The following is a 20199-nucleotide window of genomic DNA, read 5'->3' as shown; positions in this document are numbered from 1 at the left end:
CCGTCCGGCTCAGTCCTCCAGTCCCTCCGCCACCCGTCGCTCGCGCAGTTCCCTGATCGCGCGGCGGCGGGCCAGGCGGTGGGTGCGGCGGATCTGGGCCTCCTCGTAGCGGCGTTCGTCGCGTTCCGTCTCCGGGACGACCGGGGGGACCGGGCGGGGTTTGCCGTCGGCGTCGACGGCGGCGAAGACCAGGTAGGCCGAGCCGACCTGGGTGGCCGGGGCGGACTCGTTCCAGCGCTCGGCCAGCACCCGGACGCCGACCTCCATCGAGGTCCGGCCGGTCCAGTTCACCTGGGCCTTCACATGGACGAGGTCACCGACCCGGACCGGCTCCAGGAACGCCATCTCGTCCATGGACGCGGTGACGGCGGGCCCGCCGGAGTGCCGCCCGGCCACGGCACCCGCCGCGTCGTCCACGAGCTTCATGATCACGCCGCCGTGCACCGTGCCCAACAGGTTGGTGTCGTTGTGGCCCATGATGTGGCTGAGGGTGGTGCGGGACGCGGATGTGGGCTTGCCCGGGATGTCCGGGGTGCTGCCCGAGTCCGCCGCGGTGACCTGGTCTGTCATGTCCTCCACCTTATGCCGAGGGGGACGACTCGGGACTTTGTGTCAGCTTGGCAACAGCGGGGCTGTGATTTTCCGACGCCCCTGTATAGGACACAGCAGTGGCCTGCACACTGGTCCGCATGAACGATTGGCCCGAGGGATGGTCCGACAACGACCGCGGCAACCGGTACGGAAGCGGCAGCGCGAGCGCACAGCCCGAGAGCGCCCGCGTCATGCGGCAGGTCCGCCGTGGCCCGGCCGCCCCGCCGAGCGGCGCCGGCGTCCCGCCGCAGCCGTCGTACGTCAACGGTCAGGGACACGGCGACTACACGAACGCCCAGCAGACCGGGTACGACAGCGGCTACAGCTCGGGCCAGGTCTACGGCGGCGACCCCGGTGGACCGGGGGGACCGGCCGGGCCTGGCGGCTACGACACCCGCGGCCCGCGCCCCGCGCCCAACTGGCGCCGCCGTATCAAGTGGACGGCGATCTCGGTCGTGACCGTGCTGGTCGTGACGGCCGTCGGCACGTACTTCTGGGCCGACTCCAAGCTCCAGCGCGACGTCGACCTGTCGAAGGTCATCGACCGGCCCGAGGCGGGCGAGGGCACGAACTACCTCATCGTCGGCTCCGACAGCCGTGAGGGCATGTCCGCCGAGGAGAAGAAGGAACTGCACACCGGTTCCGCCGAGGGCAAGCGCACGGACTCGATGATGATCCTGCACACCGGCTCCAACGGCGACACGCTGATCTCGCTGCCCCGCGACTCCGACGTGGAGATCCCGTCGTTCGTCGGCTCCGAGTCCGGCAAGACGTACAAGGGCACCGGCCGGCACGTGAAGCTGAACGCGGCCTACGCCGAGGACGGCCCGGAACTGCTGGTGCGCACGGTCGAGTTCAACACCGGCCTGCGCATCGACCACTACGTGGAGATCGGCTTCGCGGGCTTCGCGAACATCGTCGACTCGGTCGGCGGCGTCGAGATCGACATCCCGCAGGACATCAAGGACACCAAGTCCGGCGCCGACTTCAAGAAGGGCAAGCAGACGCTGAACGGCGAGGAGGCCCTCGCGTTCGTCCGCACCCGGTACGCGCTCGCGGGCTCCGACCTCGACCGCACGAAGAACCAGCAGAAGTTCCTCGCCGCCCTCGCCAACCAGGTGGCCACCCCGGGCACGGTCCTCAACCCGTTCAAGCTGTACCCGACCATGGGCTCGGGCCTGGACTCCCTGATCGTCGACAAGGACATGGGCCTGTACGACCTGGCGTCCATGTTCTTCGCGATGAAGGGCGTCAACAGCGGCGACGGCAAGTCGATGAACATGCCGATCTCCGGCTCCAGCGGCAGCAACCTCGTCTGGGACAAGGCCAAGGTGAAGACGCTGGTCAGCCAGCTGAAGAACGACGAGAAGGTCACCGTCTCGGGCAACTGAGCAGACGGACGCGACAAGGGGCACCCGCCGTGGCGGGTGCCCCTCGTCATGCGGGGGCGGCGGTCACATCGTGGCGCCGGCCATCGTGCGGCACATCTCGGCGCAGCGGCGACAGGACTCCGCGCAGCGCATCATCTGCGGATCGTCCGGCATGGACATACACGCCTCCGCGCACATGTCGCACGCCTTGGCGCACATCGCGCACATCTCGGCCGACATGGGCGAGCGCCGCATCATCATGTCGGCGCACATCCGGGTCGTCTCGGAGCAGTCCAGGAGCGCGCGCATGATCTGCATCTGGGCCTGGCCGCCCATCTGCATGCAGGAGCTCATGGTCTCCTCGCACATGCTGTGGCAGGACATGCACGCCTCGACGCAGTCCTGCATCTGCTTGCTCATGGCGTTCATGGTTCCGGGCTGGGTCATGGCTCCTCCAGGGGGTGCGGGGGCCCGGGGCGGGCCCGAGCGTGCTCTTCCGACTTCCGTCCTACGCCCTGCGGCGGGCCCCCGCCATCGGGGAGCCTCCCAGTGGTCTCCCGGGGCCCCCTACGGGCACCCCACCTCGTCCCCGCGCACCACTCCGAACTCACCCTGCTCCGCGTCCACCGCCCGTACCGTGCGCACCTGGCGGAAGTCCGCGCCCGCGATCACCTTCAGCGTCGCCCCGAGCCCCTTGACGGCGCGCAGCTCGCTGCCCGGCAGGGCGGTCGCGAGGGACTTCGCGGAGCGGTCCCAGCGGGGGTCGTAGGCGACGACCGTGCGCCGGGCGGAGGGGGCGGCCGCGCTGACCGGCTGCCGGGTCGTCCGGAAGCCCACCGCGGCCAGCGCCTTGTCCACCCGTCTGCCGAGGCCGGCCGTGTGCGTGCCGTTCTCCACCTGCACCCGGATCTGCTGCGGGGCCACGTCCACCCGCGCGACCCGGCCGTCGAGGGCGCGGACGGTCGCGGCGAGGGGCTTGTCGTCGCGCAGCGCCCGGAAGAGGAGCTGCGACTTCACCGGGTCCCACTTCAGCGTCGAGCCGATGCCCTTCACGACGTATCCCATCTGGCCGATGGGGACGGTCGCGAACTCGGAGGAAGAAGGGGAGAAGGTGCGCATCGCCCGGCCGAGGTCGAGCAGTTCGTCGGCGCCGAAGCCGCGGTCCGCGCGCACCGAGCCGAGCACCGCCCGGGTCACGTCCCGGAACCGCAGCGGGTTCAGCAGGATCCCGGAGGAGGTGGCGCGGTCCACCAGGGCCGCCAGGAAGCGCTGTTGACGTTTCATCCTGCCGAGGTCGGAGGAGCCGTCCACGTGCCGGGAGCGGACGTACTGCAGCGCCTCGCCGCCCATGAGCGTGTGCGCGCCCGACGCCAGGTCCAGGCCCGTGTACGAGTCCTTCAGCGGCTTCGCGGTGCAGATCTTCACGCCGCCGAGGACGTCGACCGTCTTCATGAAGCTGGTGAAGTCGACCTCCAGATAGTGGTCGATCTTCACATGCGTCATGTGCTCGACCGTGCGGACGGTCAACTGCGGGCCGCCCTCGGCGTACGCGGCGTTGATCTTGAGCGGATGGCCGTGGTGCTGCTTGCCGGTGACCTGGTCGGTGTGCGGGGGAGTCTCGGCGTAGGAGTCGCGCGGCAGACTGACCACGCTGGCCCGTTCCCGGTCCTCCGAGATGTGCACGATCATGATCGTGTCGGTGCAGTGGCAGGGGGCCCCGCCCAGGCGGTACCGGTGGCGCTCCGCCGCCGTGATCCGGTCGCGGCCGTCGGTGCCGACCAGCAGGACGTTCATGCCGTGGCCGGCCTGCGGACGGTTCTTCATGTCCTTGAAGGGGTCGACCCGGGCGATGTCCGCGTCGAGGCTGCTGATCACCGAGTGACCGATGCCGGCGGCGGCGAGCAGCACCACCGAGAGCGTGGTCGCCGCCCGTACGGCCCAGCGGGGCCGCCGGCGGCGAACGGGGGAACGCGGCACGCGGCGCCCAGGGTGCGGGCGGCGCGGGGACCGGAGCGGGGTGGTGGGCATGGGAGGGCACCTCCGGGCGGCGACCGTGGGGCGGGGGAAGCCGTTCGCACAGTAGGCCCATACGATCTGCCCACCGGTGCAGCCGCACCCGGCGGGGCGGGCCGTGTCCCCCGTTCGCGGTAACGTGAGCGTCCTATGAACGCCAAGCCCGACGTGCAGCTCCCCGCCGTGTCCGTCATCATGCCCGTCCTCGACGAGGAGCGGCATCTGCGCGGAGCCGTCCAAGCGATCCTCGCGCAGGAGTACCCCGGCGAGATGGAGGTCGTGATCGCCATCGGTCCGTCCACGGACCGTACGGAAGAGATTGCGGCCGAGCTCGTGTCCGAAACAGCGTCCAATAAGAACAAACGCGTGCACACCGTCCCGAACCCCACCGGCCGCACGCCCGCCGCGCTCAACGCCGCGATCAAGGCCTCCCGCCACCCGATCGTCGTCCGCGTCGACGGGCACGGCATGCTCTCGCCCGACTACATCGCCACCGCCGTACGGCTCCTGGAGGAGACCGGCGCGCAGAACGTCGGCGGCATCATGCACGCCGAGGGCGAGAACGACTGGGAGCACGCGGTCGCCGCGGCCATGACCTCGAAGATCGGGGTCGGCAACGCCGCCTTCCACACGGGAGGGCAGGCCGGCCCGGCCGAGACCGTGTACCTAGGGGTCTTCCGGCGCGAGGCGCTGGAGCAACAGGGCGGCTACAACGAGGAGTTCATCCGCGCCCAGGACTGGGAGCTGAACTTCCGGATCAGGGAGGCCGGCGGGCTGATCTGGTTCTCGCCCGAGCTGAAGGTGTCCTACCGGCCGCGGCCGAGCGTGCGGGCGCTCGCCAAGCAGTACAAGGACTACGGCCGTTGGCGGCACGTCGTGGCCCGCTACCACGAGGGCTCCATCAACCTGCGCTACCTCGCCCCGCCGACCGCGGTGTGCCTGATCGCGGCCGGCGTGGTGGTGGGCGCCGTGCTCACCCCGCTGGGCTTCGTCATCCCCGGCGGCTACCTCGCGGCGATAGTCGCCGGATCGCTGCCTGCGGGCAAGGGGCTGCCGGCGAAGGCCCGGCTGCAGATCCCCGTCGCCCTCGCCACCATGCACATGTGCTGGGGCTTCGGCTTCCTGACCAGCCCGAAAGCGCTGGCCAGGAAGGTCATCGCCTCGCGGCGCCCCGCGGTCCTCAGCGACGCGCGCTGAGGACCCCGCTCCAGGAACCGCACCCGCACCGGACCCGGACTACCAGATGTAGTCCGGGTCCACGTGCATGCACTGGGTGGTGTCGGACGCGTTGATCGCCCCGGCGGTGTCGGGCGTCGTGTCGTCCGGCTCCGCCACCTTGTACGTCGTCCCCGACCGCCAGTCGGCGCCCACGACGACCATGACCCCGGAGACGTCGGTGGACTTCTTCACCTGACTCGTCGGGATGCCGAGGGCCTTCGCGACGGCCTGGGCGTCGCCCTGGAGGTCGGCGCTCGGGTAGCGGACCACCGTCTTCGCCTCGGCCGTGGCCGCCGAGGTGTCCGCGACGGCCTCGTCGAAGCCCTTGCCCGCCAGCAGCTCCTTCACGGCGGTCGCGCGTCCGCGCACCGGGGCCTGCGTGTCCGTGGAGGTGCCGTTGTGCACCTGCACCGCGATCTTGTCGTTCGCGGCGGCCGGGTCCGCGGCGACCGTCGGCGTCGGACTGGCGGTGACGGCGGTCTTCTTGGCGTCCTTGCCGTCCAGCGCGATGTCGTCGCGCACCAGCCGGAACAACTGCGTGGCGTCGTCCGTCGGGACCACCCGGCTGCCCTGGTAGCGGTTCGGCATGGTCGTCATCGTGATGCGGTCGGTGGGCACCTTCTGCAGCTCGCCCGCCAGGTCGTACATCTTCGTGATGGTGTCCAGGCCGTCGTCGACGGTGATCGCCTTGGTCGCCGCCTCGGCGAGCTTGCGCAGCTTGTTGGGGTTGGTCAGCTTGGCGTTGGCGCGCAGCTCGCGGACCATCGAGTTCATGTACATGTGCTGCGCCTTGGCGCGGGCGAGGTCGGTGTCGTCCTCGAAGCCGTAGCGGGTGCGCAGCCACTGCAGGGCCTGCTTGCCCTTGATGGAGGTGGTGCCCTCCTCCAGCTTCAGGCCGGAGCCCTTGCCGCTGGAGGTGTGCGAGTAGACGTTGGCGTCCACGCAGACCGGGACGCCGCCTATCGCGTCCGCCATCGACACCACACCCGAGAAGTCGATCATCATGAAGTGGTCGATGTGGATGTCGGTGAGCTTCTCCCACGTGGCCACCGTGCAGCCGGGGCCGCCGCGACCGAGCGACACGTTCGTCATCTCGTTCGTCAGCGCCTGGTAGGTGGTCCCGTCGTCGGGGTCCGTGCACTTGGGTATGTCCAGGAGCGTGTCGCGCGGCATGCTCACCACCGACATGTTGCTGCGGTCCGCCGATATGTGCAGCAGCATCTGGACGTCCGCCAGCGGGGGACCGTCGAAGGTGTCCTTGGCGCCGCCGAGCTTCTGGTTCTCGGCGGTGTCACGGGCGTCCGAACCGATCAGCAGGATGTTCAGCGCCGTCTGCCCGGCCGAGTTGGCCTCCGTCTTGGCCGCCCGGTCCTTGGCGTCGCCGATGTTCAGGTCGTCGCTCTTGATGTTCGAGTTGAGGTGTTCGTAGTAGAGGTATCCGGCCCCCGCGCCGCCGAGTATGACCACCGCGAGCACCGTCGCCGACCAGCGCAACGCGCGTCGACGACGGCGTTTGCGGTCGGTGTCACGGCGTCCCCCGTGTCCGCCGCTGCCTCCGCCCGCGACGGAGCCCCCGGTCGTCCGGGTGCTCCCGGTCTCCGAGGCGTCTCCTTCGGGCGCGTCCTGATCCTGCCGGTCCCGCTCGGTCGATGACACCGTGTCGTCGACCGCGGGAACCTCCCCCCGCACCCCACTGCTCCCCGCCATTCCCCTGCCCCTCCCCGCCGTGCGCCTGACACGGGCCCGTCCCGCGTCCAGTCAGACGCACGACGGGCCCGAAGGGTTACCTACTTGGCGCACTCGACCTTGTCCGCCGTGGACTTCTCGACCGTGTCCGGCACGGTGGTCGGGGCCGTGAGCGAGACGCCCGCGCCCTTGAAGTCCTTGCCCAGCGTCAATGTCATCGTCGGCAGACCCTGGGAGTTGGTGACGCTCTTGCCCGGCTTCATGGCGGTGCCCGCCAGCCCCATGATGGAGGCGAGCTTGCGTGCCTGTGCGGCCTGGTCGGGCGCGTACTCGAGCGTCGTCTTGCTCAGCTCGGCGGGCGCGTTGCCGGCGTTCTCGGACTTCGTCACGCCCTCATCATTCTGCAGCCAGTTAAGAGTCTCCTGTGCGCTGCCGGCGGGAGCGCCGCCGTTCATGACCTGCACCCGCACCTCGGAGGCGGCGGACTGGGCGCCCTTGAGGCGGGCCGCCGCGGCCGCGGCCGCCGCGTCCTTCGACGCCGCCGCCTGCTGCTGCACCTCGGTGAACGAGACATCGTCCTTGATCATCTGGAACACGGTGGGCGCGGTCGAACTGTTCACCACGACCGTCGCCTTGACCTTCTCGGCCGGGTTGTCGACCACCGGCACGGTCGTGAAGGTCAGGTTCTTGACGTTGAGCTTGCCCAGCTCCAGACCCAGGTCCTTCAGCTTGTCGATGGTGTCCAGCTGGGAGTCGACGGTCAGCGCCTTCGTGCCCGCCTCCGCCAGCTTGATCATCTTGGTGGGGCTGGTGAGGGTGTCGTTCGACTTCAGCTTGCGCATCAGGGCGCTGAGGAACTGCTGTTGCAGCGCGATCCGGCTCAGGTCGCCGCCGAAGCCCACCGAGTGCCGGGTGCGCACGAAGGCCAGCGCCTGCTCGCCCTGGATGGTGTGCGTGCCCTTCGACAGCTTCAGTTTCGAGTCCTCGTCGTCGATGTCCTTGGCCAGGCACACCTCGACGCCGCCGACCGCCGTGGTCAGCGTCTTCACCGCGTTGAAGTCGGCGACCATGAAATTGTCCGCCTGGATCCCGGTCAGCTCGGTGACCGTGCGCACGGTGCAGCTCGGCGTACGGCCGTCCTGCCCGAGGCTGGTGTTGAACCGGACGTCGTCCGTACCCGGGATGACCTTGGTGGAGCCGTCCTCCTGCTCGGTCTGGCAGTCCGGGACGTCCACGATCAGGTCGCGCGGGATGCTGAGCGCGGTCGCGTTCGTCCGGTCCTTGGAGACGTGCAGCAGGATCGTGGTGTCCGCATGGCCCACGCTGCCCGAGTCGCCGTAGCCCTCGTTGCCGGAGCCGGTGCGCTTGTCGGTGCCGATCACCAGCAGGTTGATCGCCTTGTCCTTGCTGAAGCCACCGGTGCTCGCACCGTCGTCGGAGACAGCGGTGATGTTGTCGTTCAGGTGCTCCAGATAGAGGTACGCCGCACCGGCCGTGCCCACCAGGACGAAGGCCATGATCCCGCCGGTCCACAGCAGTATCTTCTTCGCCTTCGACTTCTTCTTCACCGGCCGGCGCCCACGCCGGTTCGCCGCGGCTTCCTCCGCGGGCGCGCCCCGTCGCCGCCGCTGCCCGGGCACCTGCTCGGACGACGACGACGGCGAAGACGCCGAAGCCGACGAAGGCGGCGACGCCGAAGACGGGGACGGCGAATCCCGCCCCCGAGCCGAGCCGCTGCCCCCGGTCGTACCGGAGGCAGATCTACGAGGCCCGGGCACCGACGACTGCGGTGCGGAAGGACTCAGTCGCAGTTCGTATTCGCCGGTGTTCGGATTGAGCACCCACTGGTCTGCGGGATCGATGTTGTCCGCCCGCCCACGGCCTTGCGCGTCCACGGTTGTCCGAATCCTCCGTCGGGGCCACGCGGCGCCTTTTTACCCCCTCTAAAGGCGCTCGGGTCTCGGTCACACGGTGCGCGACCCCAGGAAGGACCTCGCGGCCGGGTGCACCGGATCGCTCACACTAGCCGCCAAGTTCGACGCGAAGCGACGGCCGTGACAAATTCCACGCCCCTACAACCGGGCAATCCGCCGCATTTCCTTGAACTCCTGTTCGCGGGAAGGGCTCGGCTTGGCAAGCGCTTTACCCGCAGCTGTCCTCGGCGGCTGTGTTTCCACGGAACGTCGGAGCGGGCGGAGTGGGCGAAAACACCCCGGAAGCCGCACGCCTCACCGCCCCCGACCGGTAAGGCCCGTGATCGCCCGACTCCGCCGGCGAGGCGTTTGTGGGAACTTCCTTAGAAACCGCCACCGGCATGTCGGTCCGCAGCCGTTCGAAGAGTTTCTCCGCCTCGGGCTCCACGAGTTGGTCGCGATTCGCGTTGTAGACGTACGACTCCCGCGGAACGGTCAGGAATTGCACATGTTCGGTGGGAATGTCGCGTAGACCGCGCACGAGTTCATACAGCCCGCGCAGACTCGCCAGCTCCGGGTCGGTGGTGAGAGAGGACGTGGCCGCGTCCAGCACCGGATACAGCTTCACCGGATTCAGCAGGACGTCATTGCTCTGCACCTTGTTGACGAGCGCTCCGAGAAAGCGTTGCTGCCGGTCCATCCGGTCGGTGTCACTGCCGTTCCCGAGCGACTTGCGGGCCCGCACGTACCCGAGCGCCTGCTCTCCGTCGAGCGTGACCTTCCCGGCGGGCAGCCGCAGCCCGGCGTCCTTGTCGCTGATCGCCTCCTTGAGACAGACCTCGACTCCGTCGACGGCGTCGACGACATCCTTGAACCCGCTGAAGTCGACGACGACATGATGATCGATCCGCACCCCGGTCAGCTTCTCCACGGTCCGGATGGTGCAGGCCGAACCCCCGGTCTGGAAGGCGTAGTTGAACATCGCGAACATCGGCGCGGTCCGCTTACCGTCCGCCCGCAGACACCCCGGCACGTTCACCATCAGGTCGCGCGGCAGGGAGACGGCGGTCGCGCTGCGCCGCCCGGCGGCCAGATGCAACAGGATCGTCGTGTCGGACCGCTCGGTCCCGGAGTCCCGCCCGTACTTCTCGTTGCCGTCCCCGGACCGTGAGTCGGACCCGATGAGCAGGATGTTCTGCGCGTCCTTCACCAACGAGGTCGGCCGCTCCTTCGCATACCGGGCGAGCTCGGCCGCGGCGGCTTCGTCGGGCGTGATGTTCCCGTCGAGCTTCACGTAGACGACCCACCCGGCCACCCCCACCCCCAGGACGACGACCCCCACCGCCCCCACCCCGTACCGCACCCACCGCCGCCGACGCCGCCGCACCAGCCCCCGCCCATCGGCGGACGCCCCCACCCCGGGCCCAAGGGGCCCACCGGAACCCGCCGAGTACGTCACGTCCGATCCACCCCTCCCGCAGCACGAGCGCACAGAGCCACTCCTACGACGATGGCGCGAACCCCTCCCGGGGGGCGGCTGGGGGTGGGCTGAACGGGTGATGAAGGGGGGCGGCGCCTTGTCGGCTGAGGGCCCCTGCGGTGCTTTGTCGGCGAGGTGCGCCTATTCAGCCCGTCCGGCGTTTGAGGACGAGGCCCGTTCAGGGCCGAAGCGTGGGTCTGGGGGCGGCAGCCCCCAGAGACGTCCACACCGACCGACGTCGACACTCACCCCACGCCCACACTCACCCCACGCCCAGACCAACCCGTACCTACCGAGCCGTCGCAGACACCCGCTCACTCTCGACCCGCCGAGCCACAACCTCCTCCCCGGCCTCCTCGAGATGCCGGCACAACACCACGGACCCCCCACTCGCCAACGGCGCGTACAACCCCGCGCTCAACCCCTCCCACGTGTCGTACGGCAACCCCGACAGCAGCCGCGACCCGGGCCCCGTCAACCCCAGCCCCGCCGCCTCCGCCCGCGCCCGCTCCACGAGCTCCGCGCCGGTGTACTCCGCCCCGGCCACGATCAGCGCGGGCGCCTCCGCGTCGACAGGGACGTACGGCGCGAAACGGTCCCCGAAACTCGGGACGTTCACGGCGTAGTCGTCGTACCCGTCCGGAGGCCCCGGCACGAACCGTCGCCCGAGCGGCGCGAGCGACAGCGCGTACCGCTCACCCCGGCACGCCAGCCCCGCCTCGAACTCCCCGGGCCCGGCCACGACGAAGTCCGCCTTCGACGGATCCCCGGCCACATCCGCGACGACCCCCACCGAAGAACACGCCAGCAGCCACACCGCCGTCTGCCAGTGCGCGGGCAGCAGCAGGGCGACCCGGTCGCCGGGCTCGGCGGACAGTCCGTCCTGGAGGAGGTTCGCGGTCTTGGCCACCCAGTTGGCGAAGGTGGCGACGGACAATTCGACCCGCTCGCCCGTGGCGTCGTCGTAGAAGGTCACCAAGGGGCGCGCGGGATCCGCGGCCAGCGCGGAACGCAGCAGGTCGGCAGGGGTGCGATCGGTGGCAGTCACCCACACAAGCGTACGCGCCGCCCGCGCCGCGACACCGCTCGCGGGGCCTTTGCGGGGCCACCGGTTCGGCGCAACGCACCCCGACGGCACGTCAATTCCCCGATGGACAGAAATGTATGACTATGTCCAGGATCGGTGGCATGCGTGGATTGCTAGCTACCTCGATCGGCGTCACGTGCGCGGCAGCTCTCGCGCTCCCGCTGACGCCGCCCGCCGACGCGGCGACGGTGCGACCGGCACCGGCCACGAAGACGGTGCCCACCGGGACGACGAGGGTCACGAGCCCCGACACCCCGACCACCCCGACTCTCCCCGACCTCCCGGGCAGCACCCAGTCGCTGCCCCTGACCTCCCTCACCGACGACCGGGCCCTCGGCGGCACCGGCGTCGACCAGGGCCTGCCCCGGCGGGACGTACGTCACTTCTCCCTCCTCGGCGTCGTCTGGGACGACCCGGCGGCCGAACTCCACGGCCGCGTCCAGGTCCGCACCCGGCCGGCCGACAGCGCCGCCTGGTCCGACTGGCAGGACGTCGAGACCCACAACGCCGACCACGGAGCCGACCCCGAGACGTCCGAGAGCGCCTCGGGCCGGGTCCGCGGCGCGACGGCCCCGCTGTGGGTCGGAGACTCCGACGGCGTCGAGATCCGCGTCCATCCGGACACCGAAAGCCGCACGGAGGAGACGGGACGCGGGACCCGTACCCGCTCGGTCGCCGCCCCGCTCCCGTCCGGCCTGCGCCTGGAACTGGTCGACCCGGGGGCGGCCACCCCCGCACACGTCCCGGCCGGCCCACCGCGCACCGGCGCGACACCCCCCGACACAACCGCGCTGGACACACCGGACGCACCGGACGCACAGGACCCAGCGACGGAGAACACACCCGAGAACACAACCGACCCAGACGCAGAGACACCCGAGACGGCATCCGACACGGCATCCGACACGGCACCCGAGACGGGATCCGAGACGGCATCGGAAACGGGATCCGAGACGGCATCGGAAACGGGATCCGAGACGGCATCGGAAACGGGATCCGAGACGGCATCGGAAACGGGATCCGGAACATCGTCGGCATCAGGGCCATCCGCATCCGCATCCGCAACGACAGGGATGTCCGCGGAGACGAAGGCCGCCTCCGCCGCCAACACCCCCCTCGCCCCGCTCGGCGCCACGGAGATCCCCGCCCTGGACCGTCCGGGCACGGAACGCGAGCTCTTCACCCTGCGCGCGGCCGAGCTGACGGAGGCCCAGCGGGCGAGGCCGTACATCGGCCCGCGCCCGAGCATCGTCACACGGCGCGGTTGGGGAGCCGACGAGGACCTGCGCGAGAAGAGATTCGTGTACACGACGAAGGTCAAGGCGGCGTTCGTGCACCACACGGCGTCGGGCAACAGCTACAAGTGCTCGCAGGCGGCGTCGGTCATCCGCGGTATCTACCGCTACCACGTCGAGAGCATGGGCTGGCGCGACATCGGCTACAACTTCCTCGTCGACAAGTGCGGGAAGATCTACGAGGGTCGCGCCGGGGGAGTGGCAAACCCGGTTCTCGGCGCCCACACCCTGGGTTTCAACACCAACAGCATGGGGATCGCCGTCCTCGGCACGTTCACCTCCGCCAAGCCGAACTCGGCCACGGTCAACGCCGTCGCCCGACTGACGGCGTGGAAACTCGGCCTCTTCGGGGCGAATCCGAAAGGCAAGACATACCTGAAGTCCGCGGGTGGCAATCTCTACGCAAAGGGAAAGAACGTACGACTGAATGTGATCTCCGGACATCGGGACGGGTTCGCCACGGAGTGCCCGGGCAAGCAGCTCTACGGCAAGCTCGGCTCGGCCCGCTCGACCTCGGCGAGCTACCAGGGTCGCTGAGCCGGACGGCCACGTTCGTGAGCTCCGAGCTCCGGGGTCTTCCCCTGACCCCGGAGCTCACGAACGCACGCAACCGAACGGCGGGAGCACACATCTGTAAGTCGCCAGACAAATGGCCTGCAAGGGATCTGCGAGAGGTCTCCGAGGGATCTGCGAGGGGTCTGCAAGGGTCTGCATACACTGGCCGGCCGAAAGACAGTTCGGCCGGTCCCGGCAGGAAGCAGAGACGAAGGTGACTGAAGCGATCCTCCTGGTCGGCGGCAAGGGCACCCGGCTGCGCCCACTCACGGTGCACACGCCCAAGCCGATGGTCAGGGCGGCGGGGGTGCCGTTCCTCACGCACCAGCTGGCGCGGGCGAGAGCGGCGGGCGTGGAGCACATCGTCCTGGCGACGAGCTATCTGGCGGAGGTCTTCGAACCGTACTTCGGCGACGGCTCGGCGCTCGGCCTGCACATCGAGTACGTGACGGAGGACGAACCCCTCGGCACCGGCGGCGCGATCCGCAATGTGGCGTCCCGCCTCAACTCGGCCCCGGACGACCCGGTCCTGGTCTTCAACGGCGACATCCTCACCGGCCTGGACATCGGACGGCTGGTGGCGACGCACGAGACGACGGGCGCGGACGTCTCCCTCCACCTCACCCAGGTGACGGACCCGAGGGCGTACGGCCTGGTCCCCACGGACGAGACGGGCAGAGTCCTGGCGTTCCTCGAAAAACCCCAGACCCCCGAGGAGATCGTCACCGACCAGATCAACGCGGGAGCGTACGTCTTCCGCCGCTCGGTCATCGACACCATCCCGCTCGGCCGCCCGGTGTCGGTGGAGCGCGAGACCTTCCCCGACCTCCTCTCGGCCGGAGCCCACCTCCAGGGCATGGTCGACTCGACGTACTGGCTCGACCTCGGCACCCCGGCGGCCTTCGTCCGCGGCTCGGCGGACCTGGTCCTCGGCCGGGCCCCGTCCCCCGCGGTCCCCGGCCGCTGCGGCGACCGCCTGGTCCTCCCGACGGCCAGGGTCGCCCCCGACGCGAAACTGACGGGCGGCACGGTGGTGGGCGAGGGCGCGTTCGTGGCGCGGGGCGCGAGGGTCTTCGGCTCGACGATCCTCCCCGGCGCCGTCATCGAACCGGGCGCCGTCATCACCGACTCCCTCATCGGCACCCGGGCCCGAGTCGGCGAACGCTCCATCCTCACCGGCACGGTCATCGGAGACGGAGCGGTCGTAGGCCCCGACAACGAACTCCGCGAGGGCGCAAGAATCTGGTGCGACGCAACAATCCCAGCGGGAGCAGTCCGCTTCTCATCGGACCAGTAGGCGACGCGGATCCAGCCGGGGGGCGCGTGCACTCCAGCCCGTCAGGGGGCTTTCTCGAACCGGGGTGAGCGCACTCCCGCCCGTCCGGGGGTGCTCTGTTGGGCTTGGGCGAGCGCATCCCCGCCCGTTCGGGGGTGCCCTGTCCAGTCCGGGAGACCACATTCCCGCCCGTTCGGGGGTGCCTGTCGGGCCTGGGTGAGGGCATTCCCGCCTGTTCGGGGGTGCCCTGTCGGGCCTGGGTGAGGGCATTCCAGCCCGTCCGGGGGTGCCTGTCGAGCCCGGGTGAGCACACTCCAGCCCGTCCGGCGTTTGAGGACGAGGCCGTCCAGGCCGAACGGGGGTCCAGGGGGCAGAGCCCCCTGGAACGGGGGACATCACAACCCCCTGATGTCCCCCACAGACATCCGCGGCGCACGCCGCTTCGGCCCCTGCCCGCTCAGCAGGATCAACCGAGCCGCCCGATGCCGCTGCCCCGCATACGGCTCCAGCAACTCCAACATCACCGAGTCATCCGCATCCCGATTCCCCGCCAACGCCCACCCCACGATCCCCGGCAGATGCAGATCCCCCACGGTCACCGCATCCGCCGCCCCATGACTGCGCTGCACGACCTCCGCCGAAGTCCAGGGCCCGACCCCCGGCACCACCTCCAGCCGAGCCTGCGCAGCCTCCGCCGTCATCCCCACGGCCTCCTCCAACCGCCTCGCCACCCGCACGGCCCGCAGAATCGTCGACGCCCGCTTGTTGTCGACCCCCGCGCGATGCCACTCCCACGACGGAATCAGCGCCCACGTCCGAGGCGAGGGCATCACCCACAGCCGCCCGTCCGCCGCAGGCCCCGGCGCCGGCTCCCCGAACTTCCGCACCAGCGACCGCCACGCGCGATAGGCCTCGTCGGTCGTGACCTTCTGCTCCAGCACGGACGGAATCAACGACTCCAGCACCAGCCCGGTCCGCGTCAGCCGCAACCCCGGCCGCCGATGCCGGGCCGTGGCCACCACCCGATGCCGCGGCACGAAGGCCTCCGGCGCATCCGAGGCCCCGAGCAGCTCGGGCAACTGCTCCAACAGCCAGTCGGCCCCCGGCCCCCAGGCCTCCCCGCGCACCACACCCCCGGCTGCTGCGGCCGCGACACGCAGCGTCCCCGGCCCGGCAGGGGTGAGACTGGCCCGCCACACGGACCCGTCCGGCATCGCCCGGAACGTCGGATCCCCCGGCCCACGCCGAAGCGGCCCGAGCACCAGCCCGAGATCGACAGGCCCCTGCGGAACCCACTCCCGCACCCGCCCAGCAACGGAGACCTGCCGAGGCACCCCGGAGCTCACCCCGGCGCCCGTCCCGGACGGCACACCGACATGCCCACCGCGCACAGTCGTACGCGTAGGCCGAGGAGAGAACCGTCCTGCCACAGGAGTCCCTTGGTTGCCGGTGATGCCCTACGAGACTAGCCAGCCAGGCAGCCCTTAAGGGGCGCGGGGAACTGCGCGACAAGCCCCCACAAGCCCGCAGTCGCCCACAAACCCCCACCCGAACACACGGTAGGCACCTGGCCCCAGCGGAGCGTCACCTCACCTCACCTCGACAAAGTCCCCCACCTCCCGCTCCGCCCGAGCCCGAGGCTCCTCAGCCGCATGCCCGACCGCCACCGCCCCCATCGGATCCCACCCCTGCGGCAACGCCAGCACCTCCCGCACCACGTCCCGGCAGAACATCGTCGACGACACCCACGCGGACCCCAGCCGCTCCCCGGCCAGCGCGACCAGGAAGTTCTGCACACCGGCCCCGGCGGCGACCACGAACATCTCCCGCTCGGCCGCGTCCCGCCGCGCGTCCCCATAGGTATGCGACCCGTCCATCACCAGACAGGGCACCACCAGATACGGCGCGTTCCGCAGCACATCCCCCCGCCGCACCCGCTTCGCGATGGACTCCTCGGACTTCCCGTCCCGCCGCAGATCCGCGATCCACGCGTCCCGCATGGCGTCCAGCAGCCGAACCCGGGACTCGGCCGACTCCAGCAGCACGAACCGCCAAGGCGTCGTGTGATGCGGTGCCGGCGCGGTGACGGCAGCCGCCACCGCGCGCCGTACCGCCCCGGGATCGACCGGCTCGTCGGTGAAGGACCGCACCGTCCGCCGCTGCGTGACCGCCAGCCGCACCGCCTCGGACGTCCCGAGCCGGAACATGTCGTCGCGCGCCCCCCGCACCATGACCCGAGCCCCGCCGACGCTCTCGGAGAGCCTCTCGCCTTCCCCGTCTCCGTCGTCCTCGGCGACGACGACATGCCCCAGCCCCCGCACCACGGCCACCGGCAGCCCGGCGGCCTTTCCCTTCACGAGATCCCCCGCGGCGGCGAGCTCGTCCGCCGTGGCGACGACCGTCGCGCTCAGCGGATTGCCGTACGCGTCCGTGCCGCCGCGCAGATCGTCCAGCACCCGCACCCCGGCGGCGCCGATCGCCACGTCCGTGAGCCCCGCGCGCCAGGGGCGCCCGAAGGTGTCGGTGACGATGACCCCGACGTCGACACCGAGCGCACCCCGCAGCCCCTCCCGGATCGCGCGCGCCGATGCGTCCGGATCCTCGGGCAGCAACAGCACCGTCCCCGAAGGGGTGTTGGAGGCGTCGACCCCGGCGGCGGCCATGATCAGCCCCTGCCGGTTCTCGACGATCCGCAGCATCCCGCGCCGGGCCACGACCCGTACCGTCTCGGCGTCGATCGCGGCTTCCCGGTCGGCCGCCCGGACGATCCGGCCCTCGGCCTTGGACACGATCTTCGAGGTGACGAGCAGGACGTCCCCGTCGACGAGCCCCGGCTCGGCGGCGGCGATCAGCTTGGCGAGGTCGTCCCCGGTCTGCACCTCGGGCAGCCCGCCCACGGCCCAGACCCGATAACCGCCCTCGAAGGATCCGCTGGATCCGCCGGATTTGCTGGATCCGATCGATCCGATGGATTCGCTCACGCCCCCCGCACCTCCTCGGCCAGCGTCAGCGCCTCCTGGGCCATCCGCGTGGTCGCGTCGAGGTCGCTCATCATCAGCGGGACGGCCCGGCAGCGGATCCCGGCCGTCTCCACCCGCTCCACGACGCCCGCGTCCACGGTGTCGACGAGCCAGCCGTCGAGTAGCCCCGAACCGTAGTGCTCGGCCACCGCCGCGGCCGTCGACTCCACGCCGACCGCCGCGAGCACCTTGTCGGCCATGCCGCGCACCGGCGCGTCCCCGACGATGGGGGAGAGGCCCACCACCGGCACGCCGGCCTCGGCGATCGCCTCGCGGATGCCGGGCACGGCGAGGATCGTGCCGACGGAGACGATCGGATTCGACGGCGGGAAGAGGATCACGTCCGCCTCCGCGATCGCCTCCAGCACCCCCGGCGCCGGCTTCGCCTGCTCGGCGCCGACCGGCACGACCGCCTCGGCCGGCACCGACGCCCGCAGCCGCACCCAGTACTCCTGGAAGTGCACGGCCTTGCGCTCGCCGTCCTCCACGACCGCGACATGGGTCTCCACCCGGTCGTCGGTCATGGGGATCAACCGCACCCCCGGCTTCCACCGGTCGCACAGCGCCTCGGTGACCGCGCTCAGCGGATACCCGGCGCCGATCATCTGCGTCCGCACGATGTGCGTCGCGAAGTCCCGGTCGCCCAGCCCGAACCAGCCGGGCCCGGCGCCGTAGGCCGCGAGCTCCTCCTTCAGATGGAAGGTCTCCTCGGCCCGACCCCAGCCCTGCTCCTCGTTGATGCCGCCGCCGAGCGTGTACATCACCGTGTCGAGGTCCGGGCAGACCTTCAGCCCGAAGAGATGGATGTCGTCGCCGGTGTTGCCGATGACCGTGATGTCCGCGTCCGGCACGGCCTGCTTCAGACCGCGCAGGAACCGGGCACCGCCGATGCCGCCTGCCAGAACCACAATGCGCATGAGAGCCAGTCTCGCAGGCGCCACCGACAACCCGTCCGCCGGTTGTGGACAACCACCCACCTGTGGAAAACCCGCCCACCCGTACGAGCGGACGGCCACCGCCGAGGCCGTGTCCTACGCGCTGACGGCGTCCACCTCGTCGTACGTGCCACGGGCCGTGCACGCCATGGGGGTCCCCCCGGTCGAGCGAAGCCGAGACTGGGGGAGGATCGGCATCTCGGTCAGTCCCGGGAAGTACACGTGCATGCTCACCGCCGGCTCCAGCGCGTCGTTGACGACCTCGTGCACATACCCCTCCCCGAACACTCTCTGCGTCCCCGCCGCCAGCACCCTTGTGCCGCGCTCCGTGCGCTCGGTCAGCTCGCCGTCCAGGACGGTGAACACTCCGGAGGAGGGGCCGTGGTCGTGCAGCCCGCTGCCCTGGCCGGGCACCCAGGACAGCAGCCACACCTCGTAGCCGGGGCCGGTGCGCAGCCGGTGGTACCAGCGGGTCGTCGCGTCGTACCGGACCAGGTGCTCCCACTGGTCACGGTCGGCGGCGATGGAGCGGGCCAGGCCGACGAACTCGGCGACGGTGGCCGGGTGCTCGCGCGGTGCCTGGAGGAGGTGCGGGACTTCGAGGATGTCGCCGGCGATCTGCAGGTCGCTGTCGCTGTTCATGGGTGTGGTGGTTCCTCAGTGATGAAGAAGGTCAGAGGGAACGAGAGACCGGGTCCCGCCCGGGTCACGGGTGCGGGAGACTCGGCCGTCAGCTGGAGCAGGTGTGGCTCAACAGCTGGAACAGCGACAACAGCTACAGCGAGCGCGGGCAGCACCGTGGGACCCGGCGGAGCCGGTCGAGGTGAGTGCCAAGTTCGCGAGCATGCCCACAAGCACAGCGGTTCACACCTTCACTGTCAACTCGACACCCGGTATGTGGGACGCGGTTCACCTCATCCGGTTCATCTCGAAGATGAAAGGTTTGTTCACTCGGCCACCGGGACACATGGCGCACAAGCCGGGCGCGCAAGCCTCGTGGCGATCCCGTGATCCGACTGTGATCCGGTTCGCTTCCGCGCGCGTGCCGCAACGGGATCGATCCTCAGGACGTCCTTACCCGTACAAGCACTGTGCGGGGCCGGTGGTCCTCCGGGGCTTCATCTGCTTGTCAAGGTTTATGGCGATTTGAACACTTACTGCATGGCCTTGGTTCCGCAGAGTGAATAAGGGGCCCAATAGCAGATCTCGGCTTGACTCGCCCGGAGCAGCACACTTGTAATTTCACTCGTGTCGTTCAGCCGGAATCGGTAACGGCCACGTCACGGGGACGCGAAAGACAGAGCGAGGGGCGCACATGACCGAGCTGGTGCAGCAACTGCTGGTCGACGTCGATGACGCGGACGAGGAACTCGGCTGGCAGGAGCGCGCGCTGTGCGCCCAGACCGATCCCGAGTCCTTCTTCCCCGAGAAGGGCGGCTCGACCCGGGAGGCCAAGAAGGTCTGTCTCGCCTGCGAGGTCCGCTCCGAATGCCTCGAGTACGCCCTCGCCAACGACGAGAGATTCGGCATCTGGGGCGGCCTCTCCGAGCGGGAGCGCCGCCGTCTGAAGAAGGCGGCGGTCTGAGAACCGCCCCCTCCACGAGAGGCACAACGGTCCGAACGGCCCGTCGCAGGTGGGTTATCCACAGGCGGCGGGCCGTCGTCCTGCCCAGCCGATAGTGTGGGCGCTCGTCCGAGACACCCCGCCGCCCCCAGACGGCGCAGGAGTCCACCGCAGTCCATCGAACCGGGGCCCGTAC

Annotated in this window: 16 protein-coding genes; 5 read left to right on the top strand and 11 right to left on the bottom strand. The window is 70.2% G+C overall.

The features are described from left to right. Positions 1-9: 9 nt before the first annotated feature. Entirely contained in the window at positions 10-570 is a 561-nt protein-coding gene (locus tag ABZ725_RS16035) for an acyl-CoA thioesterase (protein WP_358803286.1), read from the bottom strand. Positions 571-689: 119 nt separating this feature from the next. Between ABZ725_RS16035 and ABZ725_RS16030 the strand changes: the two genes are divergently transcribed. Then, a complete protein-coding gene (locus ABZ725_RS16030; protein ID WP_358803285.1) occupies positions 690-1982 on the top strand; it encodes an LCP family protein in 1293 nt (430 codons plus the stop codon). 63 nt (positions 1983-2045) lie between these two features. Here the strand turns inward: ABZ725_RS16030 and ABZ725_RS16025 are convergent, their stop codons facing one another. Both ABZ725_RS16025 and ABZ725_RS16020 read right to left on the bottom strand, forming a co-directional pair. After that, positions 2046-2408, bottom strand: coding sequence for a four-helix bundle copper-binding protein (locus ABZ725_RS16025; RefSeq protein WP_351918212.1), 363 nt, complete (start codon positions 2406-2408; stop codon positions 2046-2048). Positions 2409-2528: 120 nt separating this feature from the next. Then, positions 2529-3989 (bottom strand): LCP family protein, encoded by a 1461-nt coding sequence (locus tag ABZ725_RS16020; protein WP_358803284.1) that lies wholly within the window; start codon positions 3987-3989, stop codon positions 2529-2531. Positions 3990-4124: 135 nt separating this feature from the next. Here ABZ725_RS16020 and ABZ725_RS16015 point away from each other — a divergent pair, with 135 nt between their 5' ends. Then, positions 4125-5171, top strand: a complete 1047-nt coding sequence (locus ABZ725_RS16015) for a glycosyltransferase family 2 protein (protein ID WP_358803283.1) — start codon at positions 4125-4127, stop codon at positions 5169-5171. 39 nt (positions 5172-5210) lie between these two features. On the opposite strand, the gene ABZ725_RS16010 is transcribed toward ABZ725_RS16015, so the two are convergent. The 4 genes from ABZ725_RS16010 to ABZ725_RS15995 all read right to left on the bottom strand — a co-directional run bounded on the left by ABZ725_RS16010 (position 5211) and on the right by ABZ725_RS15995 (position 11319). After that, the gene (locus ABZ725_RS16010) at positions 5211-6899 is read right to left on the bottom strand and encodes an LCP family protein (RefSeq protein WP_358803282.1); all 1689 of its coding nucleotides are present in this window, start codon (positions 6897-6899) and stop codon (positions 5211-5213) included. Positions 6900-6979: 80 nt separating this feature from the next. After that, positions 6980-8773: an LCP family protein gene (locus ABZ725_RS16005; protein ID WP_358803281.1), complete on the bottom strand. Its 1794-nt coding sequence runs from the start codon at positions 8771-8773 to the stop codon at positions 6980-6982. A 247-nt stretch (positions 8774-9020) separates the two neighbouring features. Next, a complete protein-coding gene (locus ABZ725_RS16000; protein WP_358803736.1) occupies positions 9021-10208 on the bottom strand; it encodes an LCP family protein in 1188 nt (395 codons plus the stop codon). A gap of 352 nt (positions 10209-10560) precedes the next feature. Further along, entirely contained in the window at positions 10561-11319 is a 759-nt protein-coding gene (locus ABZ725_RS15995) for a TIGR03089 family protein (RefSeq protein ID WP_358803280.1), read from the bottom strand. Positions 11320-11459: 140 nt separating this feature from the next. Between ABZ725_RS15995 and ABZ725_RS15990 the strand changes: the two genes are divergently transcribed. Next, the gene (locus ABZ725_RS15990; protein ID WP_358803279.1) at positions 11460-13190 is read left to right on the top strand and encodes an N-acetylmuramoyl-L-alanine amidase; all 1731 of its coding nucleotides are present in this window, start codon (positions 11460-11462) and stop codon (positions 13188-13190) included. Between the two features lie 232 nt (positions 13191-13422). Beyond that, positions 13423-14505, top strand: a complete 1083-nt coding sequence (locus ABZ725_RS15985; RefSeq protein ID WP_358803278.1) for an NDP-sugar synthase — start codon at positions 13423-13425, stop codon at positions 14503-14505. A 374-nt stretch (positions 14506-14879) separates the two neighbouring features. Here the strand turns inward: ABZ725_RS15985 and ABZ725_RS15980 are convergent, their stop codons facing one another. The 4 genes from ABZ725_RS15980 to ABZ725_RS15965 form a co-directional block, all read right to left on the bottom strand. Then, positions 14880-15914, bottom strand: coding sequence for a DNA-3-methyladenine glycosylase 2 family protein (locus ABZ725_RS15980; protein WP_358803277.1), 1035 nt, complete (start codon positions 15912-15914; stop codon positions 14880-14882). Positions 15915-16073: 159 nt separating this feature from the next. After that, entirely contained in the window at positions 16074-17444 is a 1371-nt protein-coding gene (locus tag ABZ725_RS15975) for a coenzyme F420-0:L-glutamate ligase (RefSeq protein WP_358803735.1), read from the bottom strand. A 17-nt stretch (positions 17445-17461) separates the two neighbouring features. Further along, positions 17462-18421 carry a 2-phospho-L-lactate transferase gene (cofD, locus tag ABZ725_RS15970; protein ID WP_351918190.1) on the bottom strand — a complete coding sequence of 320 codons (960 nt, stop codon included), beginning with the start codon at positions 18419-18421 and terminating at the stop codon, positions 17462-17464. 114 nt (positions 18422-18535) lie between these two features. Next, positions 18536-19081 carry a cysteine dioxygenase family protein gene (locus ABZ725_RS15965; protein WP_358803276.1) on the bottom strand — a complete coding sequence of 182 codons (546 nt, stop codon included), beginning with the start codon at positions 19079-19081 and terminating at the stop codon, positions 18536-18538. 673 nt (positions 19082-19754) lie between these two features. Between ABZ725_RS15965 and ABZ725_RS15960 the strand changes: the two genes are divergently transcribed. Then, a complete protein-coding gene (locus ABZ725_RS15960) occupies positions 19755-20024 on the top strand; it encodes a WhiB family transcriptional regulator (RefSeq protein ID WP_020128551.1) in 270 nt (89 codons plus the stop codon). Positions 20025-20199: the final 175 nt, after the last annotated feature.

Origin of the sequence: Streptomyces sp. NPDC006872, from assembly GCF_040635845.1 — a bacterium.
GTDB lineage: Bacteria > Actinomycetota > Actinomycetes > Streptomycetales > Streptomycetaceae > Streptomyces.
Note: the sequence above shows the minus strand (reverse complement) of the source record. Positions and strands in the feature narration are given on the sequence as shown.